The sequence below is a fragment of the Streptomyces sp. STAM6 genome, assembly GCF_054963715.1.
On the sequence record NZ_JBUEFZ010000002.1, the window covers coordinates 377,498 to 396,875 of the forward strand.

Genomic DNA, 19,378 nt, shown 5'->3' on the forward strand with positions numbered 1-19,378 from the left:
CGGGGCAGGCCCGGGCTGACCGGGCCTTGCTCGACGGAGCCTGGCCTGAGGGGGCCTAAAGCGTCGTGAAGGGCCGGTCCGTCGGGACGATCTCCTTGCCCAGAGGCAGCAGCGAGACCGGGATCAGCTTGAAGTTCGCGATTCCCAGGGGGATGCCGATGATCGTGACGCACAGGGCGATGCCGGTGGCGATGTGACTGAGCGCCAGCCACCAGCCGGCGAGGACCAGCCAGAGGACGTTGCCGACGCACGAGGCGGCGCCCGCGTCGCGGCGTTCCACCACTGTCTGGCCGAACGGCCACAGGGCGTAGACGCCGATGCGGAAGGCCGCCAGGCCGAACGGGATGCCGATGATCGTGATGCAGAGCAGCAGGCCCGCCACGAGGTAGCCGAGGAAGAGCCAGAAACCGCTCAGGACCAGCCAAATGACGTTCAGGATTGTCTTCACGGGCGGTGACCTGCCATCTGTTCGAGTCGGGCGATGCGCTCCGCCATCGGAGGATGGGTGGAGAACATCCTGGCGAGCCCCCGTCCCGGCCGGAACGGGTTCGCGATCATCATGTGGCTCGCGGTTTCGAGCCTGGGCTCGGGTGGCAGAGGCAACTGCTTCGTGCCCGTCTCCAGCTTGCGCAGCGCGCTGGCCAGGGCCAGCGGATCGCCGGTGAGCTGGGCACCGGAGGCATCCGCCTCGTACTCCCGGGACCGGCTGACGGCGAGCTGGATGACCGAGGCGGCGAGCGGGCCGAGGATCATGATCAGAAGCAGGCCCAGCAGTCCCGGGCCCTCGTCGTCGTCGGACCGGCCGATGGGGATCAGCCAGGCGAAGTTCACCAGAAACATGATCACGGAGGCAAGGGCGCCGGCGACGGACGAGATCAGGATGTCCCGGTTGTAGACGTGGCTGAGCTCATGGCCGATGACACCGCGCAACTCGCGCTCGTCGAGGATCCGCAGGATGCCCTCGGTGCAGCAGACGGCGGCGTTGCGCGGGTTGCGGCCGGTCGCGAAGGCGTTGGGCGCCTGGGTCGGCGAGATGTACAGCCGGGGCATGGGCTGGCGGGCCTGGGTGGAGAGGTCCCGCACCATCCGGTACAGCTGGGGTGCCTCGAACTCGCTCACCGGCCGCGCGCGCATGGCCCGCAGGGCGAGCTTGTCGCTGTTCCAGTACGCGTACGCGTTGGTCCCGAGCGCCACGACGAGCGCGACGACCAGGCCCGTCCGGCCGAAGAAGCTGCCGATCAGGATGATGAGTGCGGACAGTCCCCCGAGGAGTACGGCGGTCTTCAGCCCGTTGTGCCGGCGGTGCACGGTACGCCCTCCAAGTGGTGCGGCAGGGGGACCCTTTGCCTGTGCTGGTCCACTGTCCAGTGGACCCTCCCGTACTGGTCAACGCCAGGCGGGGATGGCTGGTTCCCTGGTCCGCGCGGGTGGGCGGGTCTGCCGTCCGGGTGAGGACCCGGTGTCGTGCGCGTCCGCGGGCGGCCGTGGGCCGCCGGGAGAGGCCGCCGTAGGTCGGCCGGGGTGGCTTCAGCGCTGAGCGGGCAGCCCGGCCTTCTCCAGTGCCTCGGGCACCGGCTCGACCTCGCTGGTGCAGTGCCCGCAGCGGCTGGCGACGGCCGGGATGGAGGAGTAGCAGCGGGGGCAGTCGCGGACGGCGGCCCTGACGTCGAAGGGCTGGTCGCGCGTGAAGCGGTCCTGGATCTTCATCATCGGCAGCACGACGCAGAAGTAGAGAACGGCGGCGGTGATGAGGAACGCGATGGCGGCGCTGATGAACAGGCCGTAGGGGAACTTGGCCCCCTCGACGGTGAAGTACGCCTTGCTGTAGTCGCCGACGGAGCCGGTCGCGAGGCCGATGAGGGGGGCGATGAAGGCATTGCTGAAGCCGGTGACGACGGCGGTGAAAGCGGCACCCACGGCGAGGCCGATCGCCATCGAGATGACGTTTCCGCGCAGAAGGAAGTCCTTGAAACCGCTCAGCACTGCGTTGCTCCTCGAGGTGCGTGGGGGGAAGGCGGGGTCAGAAAAGGCCCTTGGCGGCGAAGCGCAGGACCAGCTGGGGGTAGCCCGAGAGTGCCACACCGGCGACGGCCGTCAGACCGATGCACAGGGTGACCGGAGCGGGGACGGACAGCTTCGCGGAGGTCGTCTCCGGGGCGCGGAACATCACCGCCGTCCACTGCAGGTAGTAGTAGAGGGCGATCACGACGTTGACGCCCATGACGACGGCGAGCCAGCCCAGGCCGGCGTCGACGGCCGCGGAGAAGACCGCCACCTTGGCGAAGAGTCCGATGATGCCGGGCGGCAGGCCCGCCAGGCAGAGCAGGAAGAAGCCCATCACGAGCGCGGCGACCGGCCGGGTGGCGTACAGGCCCCGGTAGTCGGCGATCCGGTTCTGCGGATGCGTACGGCCGACGAGCGCGGCCACGGCGAAGGCACCGAGGTTCACGACGGCGTACATCAGGGCGTACGAGACGGTGGCACCGATCTGCTCGTCGCCGGAGTACGCGGCCGCGGCGACCGGCACCAGGAGGTAGCCCGCCTGAGCCACGGACGACCAGGCCAGCAGGCGTACCGCGCTCCACGCGCGCGTGGGCACCTGCCGCAGGGCGGCGACGTTCCCGACGGTCATGGTCAGGGCGGCCAGGACGGACAGGGCGGGGCCCCACACGTCCGCGTACGTCGGGAAGGCGACGACGGTCACCAGGATGAGGCCGGTGAAGCCGACCGCCTTGCCGATGACGGACAGGTACGCGGCGACCGGCAGCGGGGCGCCCACGTAGGTGTCGGGCACCCAGAAGTGGAACGGGACGGCGGCCGTCTTGAAGGCGAAGCCGACGAGCGTGAGGGCGACCCCGGCCTTGGCGAGGTTCTCCAGCTGGGCCGGCACGTCGTCCAGGCTCTGGGCGATCTCGGTGAGATGGAGGGTGCCGGTGGCCGCGTACACGAAGCTGACGCCGAGCAGGGTGACGGCGGTGGCGGTGACCGAGGAGAGGAAGAACTTGAGCGCGGACTCACCGGACATGCGGTCGCCGCGCTTGAGGCCGACGAGCGCGAAGGCGGGCAGCGAGGCCACCTCCAGGGCGACGATCAGCGTTGCCAGGTCGCGTGAGGCGGGCAGCAGGGCGGCGCCGGCGGCGGAGGACAGCAGCAGGAACCAGTACTCCCCGGCGGGCAGCCTCTCCCTGGTCTCGTGCAGCGACAACAGGGCCGTCAGGAGCGCGCCGCCGAGCACGAGGAACTGGATGACCAGCGTGAAGTGGTCGGCGGTGTAGCTGCAGGCGTCGGCGTCGGTGGTCAGACAGAAGGTGCTGCGGTCGCCCTTGCGCAGGGGCACCAGGGTGACGAGGGCGGCGGCCAGACCGGCGATCGAGGCCCAGCCGAGGAGCTGCTTGCGCTCCTCGGGCACGAACAGGTCGGCGACGAGCACGATCAGGGCGACCGTGGCGGCGATGGTGGGCGGCGCGATGGCGGCCCAGTCGACGGACTGGACCAGGGTGGCCGCTGCCGTGTCGGCGGCGCTCGCGGCTGCGACGGTCACGACTTGCCTCCTGCGAGGAGCTTCTGCACGGCCGGATCGGTGAGACCGAGGAGGACCGCGGGCCAGAGGCCGGCGACGACGGTGAGGACGGCCAGCGGCGTCCAGGCGGCGAATTCGTACGTCTGGACGTCGGGGAGCCGTGGCTGGTCATCGGTGGGGGCGGCGCCCATGCAGATCCGGCGCACCACGACGAGGAGGTACGCGGCGGTGAGCAGGGTGCCGAACGCGCCGACGGCCATGAAGGTGAGGAAGGCGGGACGGCTGAGCCCCTCGGCCGGTCGGAAGGCGCCGAAGAGGGCGAGCATCTCGCCCCAGAAACCGGCCAGGCCGGGCAGGCCGAGCGAGGCGACGGCCGCGAAGGCGAGCAGGCCGCCGAGGCGGGGCGCGCGGCCGTAGAGGGCGGCGCCGGTGGCCCCCGCGAGGGTGTCGATGTCGGCCGTGCCGTACCGGTCCTTGACCGCGCCGACCAGGAAGAACAGCAGGCCGGTGATGAGGCCGTGGGCGATGTTGGCGAAGAGCGCGCCGTTGACGCCGGTGGGGGTCATGGTCGCGATGCCGAGGAGCACGAAGCCCATGTGCCCGACGGAGGAGTAGGCGATGAGCCGCTTGAGATCGCCCTTGGCACCGGTGCGGGCGAGGGCGAGGCAGGCGAGCGAGCCGTAGATGATGCCGGCGACGGCGAACGCGGCGAGGTAGGGCGCGAAGGTGCGCATCCCGTCGGGCGTGATCGGCAGAGCGATCCGGACGAATCCGTACGTGCCCATCTTCAGCAGGACGCCGGCGAGGAGCACGGAGCCGACGGTCGGCGCGGCGGTGTGCGCGTCGGGCAGCCAGCTGTGCAGCGGCCACATCGGCGTCTTCACCGCGAGCCCGACCCCGATCGCCAGAACGGCGATGACCTGCACGGAGGTGGTGATGTCACGGCCGTTGTCAGTGGCGAGTGCCACCATGTCGAACGTGCCGGCCTTCAGCCCCACGAGGAGCAGGCCGAGCAGCATGACGACCGAACCGAGCAGGGTGTACAGGATGAACTTCCAGGCGGCCGGCTGCCGCCCCTCGCCGCCCCAGCGGGCGATGAGGAAGTACATCGGGATGAGCACCATCTCGAAGGCCAGGAAGAACAGCAGCAGGTCGAGGACGGCGAAGGTCGCCAGCGTGCCGGACTCCAGGACGAGGAGCAGGGCGACGAATGCCTTCGGGGAGGGTCCCGCGGGCATCTTGAAATAGCTGTACAGCGCGCAGAGGAACGTCAGCAGGGCGGTCAGGACCAGCAGGGGGAGGGAAATGCCGTCGGTGCCGAGGTGGATGCGCACGTCGAGCGCGGGGATCCACGGAACGTCCGTCGTGGCCTGCATCCGCGACGGCTCGTCGTGGTCGAAGCCGAGCGTGAGGACGATCGCGGCGGCGAGGACCGCGCCGGTGACGACCACGCCGTGGCGGAGCACGGCCTGGTCCGGGGACTTCCCCCGCAGCCCGGGCGGCGCCGGGAGGAGGGCCGCGGCGGCGCCGACGAGCGGGCCGACGACGAGGAACGCGAGAAGGAACTGCATCACGGATTCGCTGATATCGATCACGGCTCACGCTCCGGCGGCGACGAGTACGGCGGCGATCGCCAGGACGACGGAGCCGGCGAGCAGGGCGCTGAGATAGGTCTGCACATTGCCGGTCTGCGCGCGGCGGACGGCCCGGCCGAGGAGGTTGGTGCCGGTGCCCGCGCCGCGTACGTAGGTGTCGACGACCTCGCGGTCGAGGAAACTGACCAGCGAGGCGGCGGCCCTCACGGGGCGGACGAACAGCACGGAGTAGACGGCGTCCAGGTGGAAGCCGGCGGCGGCGTGCCGGTGCAGCGGGCCGAGCAGCAGGCGTCCGGGGTCGGCGGCGTCGGGGGCGGCCGCGCCGGCGCCGTACGCGGGGGTGCGCGCGGCGATGGCCTCGGCCTGGGCCTCGGGGGCGGCGGATTCGGCCCCGGGGTGGGCGGCGACCTCGCCGATCGGGGTGCGGGCGGCGAGCGCCGTGGTGTGCCGCCAGGTGGCGTAGGTGACCAGTCCGCCGACGAGGGCGACGCCCGTGCCGAGGACGGCGGTGGTGACGGTCGGGGTGAGGGCGTTGCCGTCGAACCAGTCGTCCAGGTATCCGGCGGCCAGGCCGAAGGCGAGGGAGGGCAGGGCGAGCACCCACAGGACGGCGTTCATGGCGCGGGGCTGCCTGGTCGTGGTCTCCCCCGCCCGAACGGAGCCGAGATCCCCGGCGAGGGCGGGGGCCTCGGTGCTCCTGCCCCGGAAGGCGAGCAGCCACAGGCGCATGGCGTACGCGGCGGTGAGGAGGGCGGTGAGCAGGCCCGCGACGAGGACGGTCCAGCCGGCACCGGCCGGGGCGATGTCCCGGTCGCCGAGGGCGGTGTGCTCGGCGGCCACCAGGACGGCTTCCTTGGAGAAGAAGCCGGCGAACGGGGGGATCGCGGCGAGCGCGAGCAGGGCGACCGTCATCGTCCAGTAGGCGTCGGGGACGCGCTTGGCCACTCCGCTCATCCGGGACATGGCGGCCAGTGAATTGGTGCCGACCGCGTGGATGATCACGCCGGCGGCGAGGAAGAGCAGTGCCTTGAAGGCGCCGTGCGACAGGAGGTGGAAGACGGCGGCGCCGCGGTCGCCGACGGCCAGGGCGCCGGTCATGTATCCGAGCTGGCCGATGGTCGAGTAGGCGAGGACGCGCTTGATGTCGTCCTGCGCCAGGGCCGCCAGCGCCGAGCCGACCATCGTGATCGAGGCCATCACGGCGAGGACGGTCATGGCGGCGGCGGACGAGGCGAAGAGCGGAAGGAGGCGGGCGACGAAGTACACACCGGCGGCGACCATCGTCGCGGCGTGGATGAGCGCCGAGACGGGGGTGGGGCCGGCCATCGCGTCGGGGAGCCAGGTGTGCAGCGGGAACTGCGCGGACTTGCCCGCCACACCGGCGAGGAGCAGCAGCGCCACGAGGGTGGGGTGGTCGATGCCGCCCGCGGCGACGGCGCCGAGGACGCCGGTGATGCGGAAGGTTCCGGCGTCCGCGGCGAGGGCGAACAGTCCGATGAGGAAGGGGACGTCGCCGAGCTTGGTGACCAGGAACGCCTTCAGGGAGGCGGCGCGTGCCTCGGGGGTCTCCCAGTAGTGGCCGACGAGGAAGTACGAGCAGATGCCCATGATCTCCCAGCCGACCAGCAGCACCATCAGGTCGCCCGAGTAGACGACGAGCAGCATCGCGGAGGTGAAGAGGGAGATGAGCGCGGCGTACGAGGGGTAGCGCGGGTCGTCGCGGAGGTAGCCGGTGGAGTAGATCTGCACGCAGGTCGCGACCAGGCCCACGAGGACGGCGGTGGCGGCCGCGAAGCCGTCGAGGTGCAGGGCCAGGTCGATGGGGACCGAGCCGGTGGGCGTGAGCTGGGTCGCCGCGTCGATCGCCCGGCCGCCGCCCTGCCGTACGGCGACGAGCACGGCGAGGACGAACGCGCCGAGGGCCGGCAGGACCGCCAGCGGGCGCACGAACCCGGGGGCGGCGCGGCCGAGCAGCAGTCCGGCGGCGGAGCCCAGGAAGGGGAGGAGGGGGACGAGGACGGCGAGGGTCGTGGTGGTCACGCGGTGGCCTCAGCCTTCTCGGCGGCCTTCTCTGCGGCCTTCTGGTCGGGGTCCGGCGTCTCGGCGGTGTCGCGGAGTCTGTCGATGTCCGAGGTCCCGTGGTTGCGGTGGACCATCAGGACGATCGCCAGTCCGATGCCGATCTCCGCGGCGGCGATGGCGATGGTGAACAGGGTGAGTGCCTGGCCGGCGTGCAGGGTGTCGCGCAGCCAGACGTCGAAGGCGACCAGGTTGAGGTTGACGGCGTTGAGCATCAGCTCGACGGACATCAGGACCAGGATCGCGTTGCGGCGGGCGAGCACCCCGTACAGGCCGGTGCAGAAGAGCAGGACGGCGAGGACCGCGGGATAGGCGAGGTGCATCACTTGTCCCCTTCTCGGCCGGCCGCCCGGTCCCTGCGGGACAGGACGATCGCGCCGACGAGGGCGGCCAGGAGGAGGACGGAGAGGGCTTCGAAGGGCAGGACCCAGTGCCGGAAGAGGATCGAGCCGGAGACCTTGGTCGAACCCTGGGCGGGGCCGTCGAGGTCGATCCAGGTGGTGCGGAACGCGTCGGCGACGACCCAGACGAGGGCGGCCGCGGCGGCGAGGGCCACCACGAGCGCGGCGGGCCGGTTGCCCGAGTCGGCGTCCGGGGAGCGGCCGATCGGCGCCTTGGTCAGCATCAGCCCGAACAGGAGGAGCACGACGACGGAACCGACGTAGATCAGGACCTGGACCCAGGCGACGAACTCCGCGGTCAGCAGCAGGTACTCGACGGCGATGCCGCCGAGCGCCACGACCAGCCAGAGGGCGGCGTGGACCAGCTGCCTGGTGGTGACCGTGATGACGGCCGCGCCGAGGGTGACGAGGCCGACGAGGAGGAAGGCGATCTCCACACCGGTGGGCGAGAGGAAGCCGTGAGTGGCGGCGAGCGTCACGCGGTTCCTCCCTCGGCGGGCGGCTGCTGCCGATCGCTACCGGCGGCACCGGGAGCGGCACCGCCTGCGTCTCCGGGTGCGGCGGTCTTTCGCGGCGCGGCGGCCTCGCCGGGCGCGGCCGTCCTTCGCGGTGCGGCGGTCTCGCCGGGTACGCCAGTGCCGCCGGGTGCGGCGGTCGGCGCGGCCGCGGCGTCCGCCCGGGCCGCGGCGAGCTTCTCCGCGGACTTGCGGGCGGCGGCGATCTCCTTGGGCTCCTCGGCTCCGGGGTCGAGGGCGGGCGGTTCGGGCACCGTCCACATCCACTCGCGGAGCTTGTCGCGCTCGTGGGTGAGGTCGTGGATGTCCGTCTCGGCGTACTCGAACTCAGGGGACCAGAACAGCGCGTCGAAGGGGCAGACCTCGATGCAGATACCGCAGTACATGCAGAGCGCGAAGTCGATGGCGAACCGGTCGAGGACGTTCCGGCTGCGCTCGCGGCCACCGGGAGCGGCGGCGGGGATCGTCTCCTTGTGGGAGTCGATGTAGATGCACCAGTCGGGGCACTCGCGGGCACAGAGCATGCAGACCGTGCAGTTCTCCTCGAACAGGCCGATGACGCCGCGGGTGCGCGGCGGCAGTTCGGGCTGGGCGTCCGGGTACTGCGCGGTGTGGGACTTGCGCGTCATCGTCCGGAGGGTGACGGCCAGACCCTTGGCGAGGCCGGACCCGGGGATGCGGGAACGGGCGGGCGGAAGCTGCGCAGCCATTACTGCATCACCACCTTGACGACACCGGTGAGGGCGATCTGGGCGAGGGCGAGCGGGACGAGCGTGGTCCAGGCGAGCTTCTGCAGCTGGTCCTCGCGCAGCCGCGGGTAACTCACGCGCAGCCAGATCACGATGAAGGCGAGCACAGCCGTCTTGAGCAGGGTCCACACCCAGCCGAGACCCTCGGCGCCGAACGGGCCGTGCCAGCCGCCGAGGAACAGGACGGTGGTCAGACCGCACAGGACGACGATGCCCGCGTACTCGGCGAGCAGGAACAGCGCGAAGCGCAGCCCGGTGTACTCGGTGTACGCGCCGAAGATGATCTCGGAGTCGGCGACGGGCATGTCGAAGGGCGGCCGCTGCAGTTCGGCGAGGCCGGCCACGAAGAAGACGAGGGCGCCGACGATCTGCCAGGGCAGCCACCACCACTCGAAGGCGTTGAGGATGCCCGGGAGGGAGACGGTGCCGGCCGCCATGGCGACGGAGGCGGCGGCGAGCAGCATGGGCAGCTCGTACGCCAGGAGCTGGGCGGCGGTGCGCAGACCGCCGAGGAGGGAGAACTTGTTGGCGGACGCCCAGCCCGCCATGAGCGAGCCGAGCACGCCGACGCCCATGACGGCGAGGACGAAGAAGATGCCGGCGTCGACCAGTTCGCCGACCGCGCCTTCGCTCGGGCCGACCGGGATGGCCACGAGGACCAGCAGGTACGGGAGGAGGGCGACGGCGGGGGCGAGCTGGAAGACGCGGCGGTCGGCGTTGGCCGGGACCACGTCCTCCTTCTGCGCGAACTTCACCCCGTCGGCGACGAGCTGCGCCCAGCCGTGGAAGCCGCCGGCGTACATGGGGCCGAGGCGGCCCTGCATGTGAGCCATCACCTTGTGCTCGGTCTGCCCGATCACCAGGGGCATGACCAGGAAGACGCCGAAGACGACGAGCAGCCGGAAGGTGACGTCGAGTACGTCGTTCACGCGTCTCCTCCGGTTCGTCGGTCGCGGTCGGGCGCGGCCGTGTCGGTCGTGCCGTCGCCGGGTGCGGTCTCGCCGGCGCCGGCGCTGTCGGCGCCGCGCTCGGGGGCGCCTTGGTCCTCGATGCCTTGGTCCTGAGTGCCCCGGTCCTCGGCGCCCCGGTCCTCGGCGCCTTGGTCCTCGCCGTTCTCGGGCGCGGTTTCGGGGGCCGGTTTCGCGGTCCGCTCGGGCGCGGGCTCAGGGGTCGCGGGAGCCGGCTCCGGCTCCGGTGCGGGCACGGCCTCCGGGGACAGTGCCGGCTCGGGCGCCGCCCCGGGTGCGGGGGCACGCTCGGCGGCCGGCTCCGGTGCGGGCACGGCCTCCGGGGACAGTGCCGGCTCGGGCGCCGCCCCGGGTGCGGGGGCACGCTCGGCGGCCGGCTCCGGTGCGGGCACGGCGTCCGGGGACAGCGCCGGCTCCGGCGCCGCCCCGGGTGCGGGGGCGGTGGTCCGCTCCGGGGGCGCCTCGGAGGCGGGCGCCGTGGTCCGCTCCGGCGCGTTACGGTTCGGCTCCGTCCCGGTCGGTTCCTCGTCGAAGGCGGGCTTCGGGTTGTTCCAGGGCGCGTCCGTGCTGCGGGTGCGCGGAGGCGGCGCGGGCGCCTGCGGGGCGGTCGGCGCCGACTCCGGCTCCGTGCGCCGGCTCGCCGAGCCCTCGCTGACGCTGCGGCTGCGACGCGGCCCACGCGGCGCGGCGGTGGGTTCCGCGGCCTGGCTCGCGGAGCCTTCGGCGGCGGTGCGCGTACGACGCGGCCGGGCCGGGGCAGGGGTGTCCGCCGCCGGGGCGCCCGCCTGCGCCGTCGCTGCCTCCGCCGCCTGGCTCGCCGAGCCCTCGCTCACGCTACGGGTGCGGCGGGGAGGCCGTTCGCCTGCCGTGCCGGCCGCGCGTGGGGTGCGGGCCGGCCGGGCCGGGGCAGGGGGGAGCTGGCCCTTGAGGGGGCCCCACTCGTTGGGGTCCGGGACTCCCGGCGGCAGCATCTGACGCCGCTTGGGCCCGCCGTGTTCGGACTCACCCGGCTCCTTCGCGCCCGGCCACGCCTTGACGACCCGGGCCGCCAGCACGAAGTCCTTGCGCAGCGGGTGCCCTTCGAAACCGTCGGGCAGCAGCAGGGGCACCAGGTGCGGGTGGTCGGTGAAGGTGACGCCGAACATCTCGTGCGTCTCGCGCTCGTGCCAGGCGGCGCCCGCGTAGACCGCGACGGCGGACGGCAGGGCGGGGGCGGTGTGCGGCACGGTCGTACGCAGCAGCAGCCGGCGCACCCGGCGGCCCTCCAGGGCGACGACATGGGCGCAGACCCGGAAACCCGCGCCCGGCTCGTCGACCGCGCTCAGCCAGTCGAAGTAGGTGCAGCCGAGCTTGTCCCGGGCGATTTCCAGCGCGGCGATCCAGGAGCCGGCCGGGACGTCGACGGTCAGCAGGTCGTAGGTCCGCTCGGCCGTCGCCTCCTCGCCGAAGACGTCGGTGACGGCGTCGGGCAGGGTGTCGTAGGCGTTCATGCGTCACCGCCGGAGGCGGGCGCGGGCGGGGCCACCAGCCCGCTGCGCAGCTGGCCGACGGACGACGGGCGGCCGTGGCCGTAGCGCTCGCCGAGCGACTCGCGGGCGATCTTCTCCTGGAGCTTGAGGATGCCCTGGAGCAGCGCTTCCGGCCGCGGCGGGCAGCCCGGCACGTACACGTCGACGGGGATGATCTGGTCGACGCCCTTGGTCACGGAGTACGAGTCCCAGTACGGGCCGCCGCAGTTGGAACAGGCGCCGAAGGAGATGACGTACTTGGGCTCCGGCATCTGCTCGTAGAGCCGCTTCACGGCGGGCGCCATCTTGTCCGTGACCGTGCCGGACACGACCATCAGGTCGGCCTGGCGCGGTCCGGGCGCGAACGGGATCACGCCGAGCCGGATGAAGTCGTGCCGGGCCATGGACGCGGCGATGAATTCGATCGCGCAGCAGGCGAGGCCGAAGTTGAAGACCCAGAGGCTGTAGCGGCGGCCCCAGTTCAGGACCACCTTCATGGGCTCGGGGGCGAGCCTGGACAGCACGCCGAGCCTCTTCGGCTCGGGCAGTGCCGGTGCTTCGACGGGGGTCGGGGTCACGTCCATGTCAGGACGCCCTTCTTGTACGCGTAGAGAAGGCCCACGGCGAGGAAGCCGAGGAAGATGAACATCTCGACCAGCGTCGTGGCGCCGTAACCGGGCGCGGCGAAGACCGTCGCCCACGGGAAGAGGAAGATCGAGTCGACCGCGAAGATGACGTAAAGAAAAGCGTAGACGTAATAGCGGACCTGGGTGTGGGCCCATCCCTCGCCGACGGGGTCGACGCCGCACTCGTAGGTGAGGAGCTTCTCCGGGGTGGGGACGACGGGCCGCAGGAGCCGTCCGGCACCGAACGCGACGGCGACGAAGAGGACACCGATCAGTGCGAGCAGTCCGACGACCGAATAGCTCTGGAAATAGTCGGCGGCGAGCTCGGGGGCCGGCTCGGCCGGTACGGTCGGATGTGGCACGTCCGTGTCCCTCGCTCCCTGCCCACGCGGCGATGCTTATGCGATCTGTACGCACGGGAGTCTAGGCCCTGGCCATGTGCCGGTAATCAGCCGTGCCGCACTCCAGGTGGGGTTATCCCTACTTCTCCCTACCCACGTACCCCATGGCGGGCGCCATCGCGGCCCGGCAGGCTTGTCCGCATGACCACGCGCATCGATGAACCCCGGGACGACAACGCCGCCAGACCACCCGCGCGCCTCGCCTTCGGGGCGCACACCTGGAAGGAGGTCGCGCATCTCCTGTCGAACCTCCCGGTGGCACTGGTCGGTTTCGTTTACGTGGTCTTCATCGTGACCGTCGGGGCCGGGCTGTCGGTGACGGTGATCGGGCTTCCGCTGCTGGCCCTGGGGCTGGCCGGGGCGCGGTTCCTCGGGCGTCTGGAGCGGGCGCGGGCGCGGGCTCTGCTGGGGGTGCGGGTGGAGGAGCCGAGCCCGCTGCCGCGCAGGTCCGGGGGCGGGTTGCTGAGCAGGCTGTGGACGGCGCTGAAGGACCCGGTGGGCTGGCGGACGCTGCTGTTCGAGTTCATACGACTGCCCTGGGGTGTGCTGACGTTCACCGTCACGCTGGTGAGCCTGATCGTGCTGTGGCCGGTGCTCCCCTTCATCGTCCGCGGGCTGGCCAACGCCGACCGGGCGATGGTGCGGGGGCTGCTGTCGCCGTCCGACGAGCTGGAGCGGCGGATCGCCGAGCTGGAGTCGGACCGGGGCGTGGTGGTCGACACCGCGGCCGCCGATCTGCGCCGCATCGAGCGGGATCTGCACGACGGCGCCCAGGCGCGGCTCGTGGCTCTCGCGATGGGGCTCGGTCTGGCCAAGGAGAAGCTCCTGGAGGACCCGGAGGCGGCCGCCGCGATGGTCGACGAGGCGCACGGGGAGGTGAAGCTGGCGCTGCAGGAGCTGCGCGATCTGGCACGCGGCATCCACCCGGCCGTGCTCACCGACCGCGGTCTCGACGCCGCCCTGTCGGCGGTGGCGTCACGCTGCACCGTCCCGGTCACCGTGACGGTCGACCTCGCCGAGCGGCCGGCCGAGGCGATCGAGGGCATCGCGTACTTCACCGTCTCGGAACTGCTGCAGAACGTCTCCAAGCACGCCCGGGCGACCCGGGCGGGTGTCGAGGTGTGGCGGGCGAAGGACCGGTTGATGCTGCAGGTCACGGACGACGGGCGGGGCGGCGCCCGGCTGGACGGCGGGTCCGGGATGGCCGGGCTGGCGGAGCGGCTCGGGGCGGTCGACGGGCTGTTCGTCCTGGAGTCGCCGGCCGGCGGCCCGACGACGGTCACGGCGGAGCTTCCCTGGCGCCCGCGGAACGCCGCGCGGCCCGCCGGACAGCCGGCCAGGTAGGGAAAACCCCCGGTCGAAGAGTGCGACGGCCTTCATGGTGCGGGCCGGAGCGCACAAGCACTCTTGAGGTACCGGCTCGACCACGCCGAGGCGCGGCGACGGAGACGCGGCTGTCCGGCAGCGGTCTCCTCACGCGCGGATCGCGCGGATCACGCGCAGACCACGAGCAGAACCCCGAGCAGAACGGACGACATCCGATGGCCATGGCTTACGGACCGGACACCCGGCGCCCCCGGCTTCCCGCAGCGCTGCGTGCGCCGGTCGAGGGGCGCACCTGGCGCGAGCTCGGGTATGTGGTGCTCGGCCTGCCGCTGAGCCTCTTCTACTTCACGGTGGCCATCGCCATGATCTCGGTGGGCGCCGGTCTGCTGATCACCTTCCTCGGCATACCGGTCCTGGCGGCCGGGCTGGCCCTCTGCCGCGGGTTCGGTGCGGTGGAGCGGGCCCGGGCGCGCGGCTTGCTGGGCCTGGAGGTGGCGGACCCGGAACCGGTGCGCCCGCGGCCGGGCGGCGGCCCGATGGCCTGGATCGGCGGTGTCCTCAAGAGCGGCGTGTCCTGGCGTCACTTCGTGTACGCGGTGCTGCACATGCCGTGGGCGATCTTCGCCTTCTCGGTCGCGGTGGCCTTCTGGTCGTACGGCTGGGGGCTGCTGACATATCCGCTGTGGCGCTGGACGTTCCCGGTGTACGGGGGCGTGGACGGGCTCCAGCTGTACGGCGACGGGACGCACAACTTCTATCTGGACTCGCCGTTCGAGACCACGGTGACCAGCCTGACCGGCCTGGTGTTCGTGCTGATCACGCCGTGGGTGGTACGCGGTCTGGTCACCGTGGACCGGCTGCTGGTGGCGGGGCTGCTCGGCCCGTCGCGGCTGGCGAGCCGGGTCTCGGAGCTGGAGTCGGACCGGGGCGTGGTGGTCGACACGGCGGCCGCCGATCTGCGCCGCATCGAGCGGGATCTGCACGACGGCGCCCAGGCCCGGCTCGTGGCCCTCGCCATGGACCTGGGGCTGGCCAAGGAGAAGATGACCGAGGACCCGCAGGCCGCGGCGCGCATGGTGGACGAGGCGCACGGCGAGGTGAAGACGGCCCTGCAGGAGCTGCGCGATCTGGCCCGCGGCATCCACCCGGCCGTGCTGACCGACCGCGGTCTCGACGCCGCCCTGTCGGCGGTGGCGTCACGCTGCACCGTCCCGGTGGTGGTCGAGGTGGATCTGCCGTCCCGGCCGGCGCCCGCCATCGAGGGGATCGCCTATTTCACGGTGTCGGAGCTGCTGCAGAACGTCTCCAAGCATGCGGGGGCCACCCGTGCCACCGTCGACGTGTGGCGGGTGGAGGACCGGCTGATGTTGCAGGTCACGGACAACGGACGGGGCGGGGCGGACATCACGTCCGGCAGTGGCCTGGCGGGGCTGACCGAACGGCTGGACGCGGTGGACGGGATCCTCGCCGTGCATTCGCCGGAGGGCGGGCCGACATCGGTCACGGCCGAGCTGCCCTGGCGCGGCTGACCGCGGCCGTTTCCGGTCCGGACGTTCCTGGCCCACCAGTTCCCTCATACGGGTGACGGGCCGGAACACTGTTCGCTACTTATCCACAGATCACCCACGGCGGTCCGAATGCTGGGATGCTGGATCCGCAAGCACGGAAAGCATCGAAAGTGTGGGGGCTGCGGGTCGTGGAGGACAGGGTGCGGGTGGTCATCGCCGAGGACTCGGTTTTGCTTCGGGAGGGCCTGACCCGGCTGCTGACCGACCGTGGGCATGACGTGGTGGCGGGTGTCGGGGACGGCGAGGCGCTGGTCAAGGCGGTGGCCGAGCTCGCGGGCCAGGGGGCCCTGCCGGACGTGGTCGTCGCCGACGTGCGGATGCCGCCGACCCACACGGACGAGGGGGTGCGGGCGGCGGTGCAGCTCCGCAAGGAGCACCCCGGGATCGGTGTGCTGGTGCTGTCGCAGTACGTGGAGGAGCGGTACGCCACCGAGCTGCTGGCCGGCAGCAGCCGGGGGGTGGGCTATCTGCTGAAGGACCGGGTCGCCGAGGTCCGCGAGTTCGTCGACGCGGTGGTGCGGGTCGCGCGGGGCGGCACCGCGCTGGACCCGGAGGTGGTGGCTCAGCTGCTGGGCCGGAGCCGCAAGCAGGACGTTCTGGCGGGGCTGACGCCGCGAGAGCGGGAGGTCCTCAATCTGATGGCCGAGGGGCGGACCAATTCGGCGATCGCGCGGCAGCTGGTGGTCAGCGACGGCGCGGTGGAGAAGCATGTGAGCAACATCTTCCTGAAGCTGGGCCTTTCGCCGAGTGACGGCGATCACCGGCGGGTACTCGCGGTATTGACCTATCTGAACAGCTGAAACAGCCCTGGAGGGGCCATCGGCCGAGCTCGGCCGGGAGGGCACGAAGGGCGGATGGACCGAGGACCTGAGGACCGGCGCGGAGCCTTATTCACCGACCACACGGGGGACGGCAAAGCATGATGATTCCGGACGTAAGGGCGTCTCAAAAGGACGTCCACATGATGAGCACTCCCGGGAACGCGACCCTTACGGACGTAGGGTGGGCCTTGGGACGACCGGTCGGCCGGCCGTCTTCCGAGCGTTCTCCCGCCCACGGCGGGGAGGCCCCTTGTTTCGAGGGAGGTCCAGTTCAGTGACCAGCCAGGTCAGTAGCCCGGCCGAGCAGGCCGACGGCGCCGGCGAGGCCAGTGAGGCGATCGTCGGGGAGCAGCGCGACGTGTCGGCACAGCGTGGCACGGAGAAGGAGATCCGCCGTCTGGACCGGGTGATCATCCGCTTCGCGGGTGACTCGGGTGACGGTATGCAGCTGACGGGGGACCGATTCACGTCGGAGACGGCGTCCTTCGGCAACGACCTGTCCACGCTGCCGAACTTCCCGGCCGAGATCCGCGCCCCCGCCGGCACGCTCCCCGGTGTCTCCTCCTTCCAGCTGCACTTCGCCGACCACGACATCCTCACCCCGGGCGACGCGCCCAACGTGCTGGTCGCGATGAACCCGGCCGCGCTGAAGGCGAACATCGGCGATGTGCCGCGCGGTGGCGAGATCATCGTCAACACGGACGAGTTCGCCAAGCGGGCGATGGCCAAGGTCGGGTACGAGACGTCGCCGCTGGAGGACGGTTCGCTGGACGGGTACCGCGTCCACCCGGTGCCGCTGACCACGCTGACGATCGAGGCGCTCAAGGACTTCGGCCTGTCCCGCAAGGAGGCCGAGCGGTCCAAGAACATGTTCGCGCTGGGCCTGCTGTCGTGGATGTACCACCGGCCGACGGAGGGCACGGAGAAGTTCCTGCGCTCCAAGTTCGCGAAGAAGCCGCAGATCGCGGAGGCGAACGTCGCGGCGTTCCGGGCGGGGTGGAACTTCGGCGAGACGACCGAGGACTTCGCGGTCTCCTACGAGGTCGCCCCGGCCACGAAGGACTTCCCCACCGGCACGTACCGGAACATCTCCGGGAACCTGGCCCTGGCGTACGGGCTGATCGCCGCATCGCGCCAGTCCGACCTGCCGCTGTACCTCGGCTCCTATCCGATCACCCCGGCCTCGGACATCCTGCACGAGCTGTCGAAGCACAAGAACTTCGGCGTGCGGACCTTCCAGGCCGAGGACGAGATCGCCGGCATCGGCGCCGCGCTGGGTGCGGCGTTCGGCGGGTCGCTGGCGGTGACCACCACCTCCGGACCGGGTGTGGCGCTGAAGTCGGAGACGATCGGCCTGGCGGTCTCGCTGGAGCTGCCGCTGCTGATCGTCGACATCCAGCGGGGCGGCCCGTCGACCGGCCTGCCGACCAAGACCGAGCAGGCGGATCTGCTGCAGGCGATGTTCGGGCGCAACGGCGAGGCACCGGTCCCGGTGATCGCGCCGCGCACCCCGGCGGACTGTTTCGACGCCGCGCTGGACGCGGCACGGATCGCGCTCGCCTACCGCACACCGGTGTTCCTGCTCTCCGACGGCTATCTGGCCAATGGCTCGGAGCCCTGGCGGATTCCAGACCTGGACGAGCTGCCGGACCTGGGCGTGACCTTCGCGACCGGCCCGAACCACCGACTGGCCGACGGGACCGAGGCATTCTGGCCGTACAAGCGGGATCCGGAGACGCTGGCCCGCCCCTGGGCGCTTCCCGGCACGCCGGGTCTCGAACACCGCATCGGCGGCATCGAGAAGCAGGACGGCACGGGCAACATCTCCTACGACCCGGCCAACCACGACTTCATGGTCCGCGTCCGGCAGGCCAAGATCGACGGCATTGAGGTGCCCGACCTCACCGTCGACGACCCTGGTGGCGCCCGCACGCTGGTGCTCGGCTGGGGGTCGACGTACGGTCCGATCACCGCCGCCGTGCGGCGCCTGCGCACTGCGGGCGAGTCCATCGCCCAGGCCCATCTGCGCCACCTCAACCCCTTCCCGAAGAACCTCGGAGAAGTGCTGAAGCGGTACGACAAGGTCGTCGTCCCGGAGATGAACCTCGGCCAGCTCGCCACGCTCATCAGGGCGAAATATCTGGTCGACGCGCAGAGCTACAACCAGGTGAACGGCATGCCGTTCAAGGCCGAGCAGCTCGCCAAGGCTCTCAAGGAGGCCATCCATGACTGAGGCGCTGAAGCTGGTGCCCAAGGCCGAGGCCAAGCAGTCCATGAAGGACTTCAAGTCCGATCAGGAAGTGCGCTGGTGCCCCGGTTGTGGTGACTACGCGATCCTCGCCGCCGTGCAGGGCTTCATGCCCGAGCTCGGCCTGGCGAAGGAGAACATCGTCTTCGTCTCGGGCATCGGCTGCTCCTCCCGCTTCCCGTACTACATGAACACCTACGGGATGCATTCCATCCACGGCCGCGCTCCCGCCATCGCGACCGGCCTCGCCTCGTCCCGCCCCGACCTGTCCGTCTGGGTCGTCACCGGGGACGGCGACGCCCTGTCCATCGGCGGCAACCACCTCATCCACGCGCTGCGGCGCAATGTGAACCTCAAGATCCTGCTGTTCAACAACCGGATCTACGGCCTCACCAAGGGGCAGTACTCGCCGACGTCCGAGGTCGGCAAGATCACCAAGTCGACGCCGATGGGATCGCTCGACGCACCGTTCAACCCGGTGTCCCTGGCGATCGGCGCGGAGGCGTCGTTCGTGGCGCGGACCGTCGACTCCGACCGCAAGCACCTCACGGAGGTACTGCGGCAGGCCGCCGACCACCCCGGTACGGCGCTGGTGGAGATCTACCAGAACTGCAACATCTTCAACGACGGTGCCTTCGAGGTCCTGAAGGACAAGCAGCAGGCCGAGGAAGCGGTCATCCGCCTGGAACACGGGCAGCCGATCCGCTTCGGCCGCGATCTGTCGAAGGGCGTCGTGCGGGACCCGGCCACCGGCGATCTTCGGGTCGTCGCGGTGACCGCCGACAACGAGTCGCAGATCGTGGTGCACGACGCGCGCAGCGCCAGCCCCACCACCGCGTTCGCGTTGTCGCGCCTGGCGGACCCGGACACACTGCACCACACCCCCATCGGTGTGTTCCGAGCGGTCGACCGACCCGTGTACGACACGATGATGGCCGAGCAGCTGGACACCGCGATCGAGCAGAACGGCAAGGGCGACCTCGCGGCGCTGCTCGCCGGCACGGACACCTGGACGGTCGTCGGCTGACGTACACCGCCCCGCGGCCCGGGTCC

Annotated in this window: 18 protein-coding genes; 5 read left to right on the forward strand and 13 right to left on the reverse strand. The window is 71.4% G+C overall.

Annotated elements, in window-relative coordinates:
* Nucleotides 1-55 precede the first annotated feature (55 nt).
* The 13 genes from ACY34K_RS04235 to ACY34K_RS04295 all read right to left on the reverse strand — a co-directional run bounded on the left by ACY34K_RS04235 (nucleotide 56) and on the right by ACY34K_RS04295 (nucleotide 12,323).
* A complete protein-coding gene (locus tag ACY34K_RS04235; RefSeq protein WP_462743735.1) occupies nucleotides 56-448 on the reverse strand; it encodes a YccF domain-containing protein in 393 nt (130 codons plus the stop codon).
* A complete protein-coding gene (htpX, locus tag ACY34K_RS04240; RefSeq protein WP_462743738.1) occupies nucleotides 445-1,308 on the reverse strand; it encodes a zinc metalloprotease HtpX in 864 nt (287 codons plus the stop codon). The genes ACY34K_RS04235 and htpX overlap by 4 nt, the downstream gene beginning before the upstream one ends.
* A 219-nt stretch (nucleotides 1,309-1,527) precedes the next feature.
* On the reverse strand, nucleotides 1,528-1,983 hold the full coding sequence (locus tag ACY34K_RS04245) for an MscL family protein (protein WP_462743741.1): 456 nt from the start codon (nucleotides 1,981-1,983) through the stop codon (nucleotides 1,528-1,530).
* Nucleotides 1,984-2,020: 37 nt separating this feature from the next.
* Nucleotides 2,021-3,541, reverse strand: a complete 1,521-nt coding sequence (locus ACY34K_RS04250; protein WP_462743744.1) for an NADH-quinone oxidoreductase subunit N — start codon at nucleotides 3,539-3,541, stop codon at nucleotides 2,021-2,023.
* Entirely contained in the window at nucleotides 3,538-5,115 is a 1,578-nt protein-coding gene (locus ACY34K_RS04255; RefSeq protein WP_462743747.1) for an NADH-quinone oxidoreductase subunit M, read from the reverse strand. The genes ACY34K_RS04250 and ACY34K_RS04255 overlap by 4 nt, the downstream gene beginning before the upstream one ends.
* Before the next feature lie 3 nt (nucleotides 5,116-5,118).
* A complete protein-coding gene (locus ACY34K_RS04260; protein WP_462743750.1) occupies nucleotides 5,119-7,155 on the reverse strand; it encodes an NADH-quinone oxidoreductase subunit 5 family protein in 2,037 nt (678 codons plus the stop codon).
* Complete coding sequence (gene nuoK / locus ACY34K_RS04265; RefSeq protein WP_462743753.1) at nucleotides 7,152-7,517, reverse strand: NADH-quinone oxidoreductase subunit NuoK; 366 nt, start codon at nucleotides 7,515-7,517, stop codon at nucleotides 7,152-7,154. Before nuoK ends, ACY34K_RS04260 begins: the two co-directional genes overlap by 4 nt.
* Nucleotides 7,517-8,074, reverse strand: a complete 558-nt coding sequence (locus ACY34K_RS04270) for an NADH-quinone oxidoreductase subunit J family protein (RefSeq protein ID WP_462743756.1) — start codon at nucleotides 8,072-8,074, stop codon at nucleotides 7,517-7,519. The genes nuoK and ACY34K_RS04270 overlap by 1 nt, the downstream gene beginning before the upstream one ends.
* Entirely contained in the window at nucleotides 8,071-8,820 is a 750-nt protein-coding gene (locus ACY34K_RS04275) for a NuoI/complex I 23 kDa subunit family protein (protein WP_462743759.1), read from the reverse strand. The genes ACY34K_RS04270 and ACY34K_RS04275 overlap by 4 nt, the downstream gene beginning before the upstream one ends.
* Nucleotides 8,820-9,788: a complex I subunit 1/NuoH family protein gene (locus ACY34K_RS04280; RefSeq protein WP_462743762.1), complete on the reverse strand. Its 969-nt coding sequence runs from the start codon at nucleotides 9,786-9,788 to the stop codon at nucleotides 8,820-8,822. The genes ACY34K_RS04275 and ACY34K_RS04280 overlap by 1 nt, the downstream gene beginning before the upstream one ends.
* The gene (locus ACY34K_RS04285; protein WP_462743765.1) at nucleotides 9,785-11,317 is read right to left on the reverse strand and encodes an NADH-quinone oxidoreductase subunit C; all 1,533 of its coding nucleotides are present in this window, start codon (nucleotides 11,315-11,317) and stop codon (nucleotides 9,785-9,787) included. Before ACY34K_RS04285 ends, ACY34K_RS04280 begins: the two co-directional genes overlap by 4 nt.
* Entirely contained in the window at nucleotides 11,314-11,919 is a 606-nt protein-coding gene (locus tag ACY34K_RS04290) for an NADH-quinone oxidoreductase subunit B (protein WP_462743768.1), read from the reverse strand. Before ACY34K_RS04290 ends, ACY34K_RS04285 begins: the two co-directional genes overlap by 4 nt.
* Nucleotides 11,910-12,323: an NADH-quinone oxidoreductase subunit A gene (locus ACY34K_RS04295; RefSeq protein WP_462743771.1), complete on the reverse strand. Its 414-nt coding sequence runs from the start codon at nucleotides 12,321-12,323 to the stop codon at nucleotides 11,910-11,912. The genes ACY34K_RS04290 and ACY34K_RS04295 overlap by 10 nt, the downstream gene beginning before the upstream one ends.
* Nucleotides 12,324-12,503: 180 nt before the next feature.
* Here ACY34K_RS04295 and ACY34K_RS04300 point away from each other — a divergent pair, with 180 nt between their 5' ends.
* The 5 genes from ACY34K_RS04300 to ACY34K_RS04320 all read left to right on the forward strand — a co-directional run bounded on the left by ACY34K_RS04300 (nucleotide 12,504) and on the right by ACY34K_RS04320 (nucleotide 19,352).
* Entirely contained in the window at nucleotides 12,504-13,706 is a 1,203-nt protein-coding gene (locus ACY34K_RS04300) for a sensor histidine kinase (RefSeq protein WP_462743774.1), read from the forward strand.
* A 197-nt stretch (nucleotides 13,707-13,903) separates the two neighbouring features.
* Complete coding sequence (locus ACY34K_RS04305) at nucleotides 13,904-15,217, forward strand: sensor histidine kinase (protein ID WP_462743777.1); 1,314 nt, start codon at nucleotides 13,904-13,906, stop codon at nucleotides 15,215-15,217.
* 179 nt (nucleotides 15,218-15,396) lie between these two features.
* A complete protein-coding gene (locus tag ACY34K_RS04310; RefSeq protein ID WP_462744022.1) occupies nucleotides 15,397-16,056 on the forward strand; it encodes a LuxR C-terminal-related transcriptional regulator in 660 nt (219 codons plus the stop codon).
* A gap of 295 nt (nucleotides 16,057-16,351) precedes the next feature.
* Complete coding sequence (locus tag ACY34K_RS04315; protein WP_462743780.1) at nucleotides 16,352-18,310, forward strand: 2-oxoacid:acceptor oxidoreductase subunit alpha; 1,959 nt, start codon at nucleotides 16,352-16,354, stop codon at nucleotides 18,308-18,310.
* Nucleotides 18,303-19,352 carry a 2-oxoacid:ferredoxin oxidoreductase subunit beta gene (locus tag ACY34K_RS04320; protein WP_462743783.1) on the forward strand — a complete coding sequence of 350 codons (1,050 nt, stop codon included), beginning with the start codon at nucleotides 18,303-18,305 and terminating at the stop codon, nucleotides 19,350-19,352. The genes ACY34K_RS04315 and ACY34K_RS04320 overlap by 8 nt, the downstream gene beginning before the upstream one ends.
* Nucleotides 19,353-19,378 lie beyond the last annotated feature (26 nt).

Coding starts and splice junctions, on each gene's coding strand:
- ACY34K_RS04275 (WP_462743759.1), bottom strand. CDS start 8,820: ATGGCTGCGCAGCTTCCGCCCGCCCGTTCCCGCATCCCCGGGTCCGGC.
- ACY34K_RS04285 (WP_462743765.1), bottom strand. CDS start 11,317: ATGAACGCCTACGACACCCTGCCCGACGCCGTCACCGACGTCTTCGGC.
- ACY34K_RS04300 (WP_462743774.1), top strand. CDS start 12,504: ATGACCACGCGCATCGATGAACCCCGGGACGACAACGCCGCCAGACCA.
- ACY34K_RS04320 (WP_462743783.1), top strand. CDS start 18,303: ATGACTGAGGCGCTGAAGCTGGTGCCCAAGGCCGAGGCCAAGCAGTCC.
- ACY34K_RS04305 (WP_462743777.1), top strand. CDS start 13,904: ATGGCCATGGCTTACGGACCGGACACCCGGCGCCCCCGGCTTCCCGCA.
- ACY34K_RS04290 (WP_462743768.1), bottom strand. CDS start 11,919: ATGGACGTGACCCCGACCCCCGTCGAAGCACCGGCACTGCCCGAGCCG.
- nuoK (WP_462743753.1), bottom strand. CDS start 7,517: ATGCACCTCGCCTATCCCGCGGTCCTCGCCGTCCTGCTCTTCTGCACC.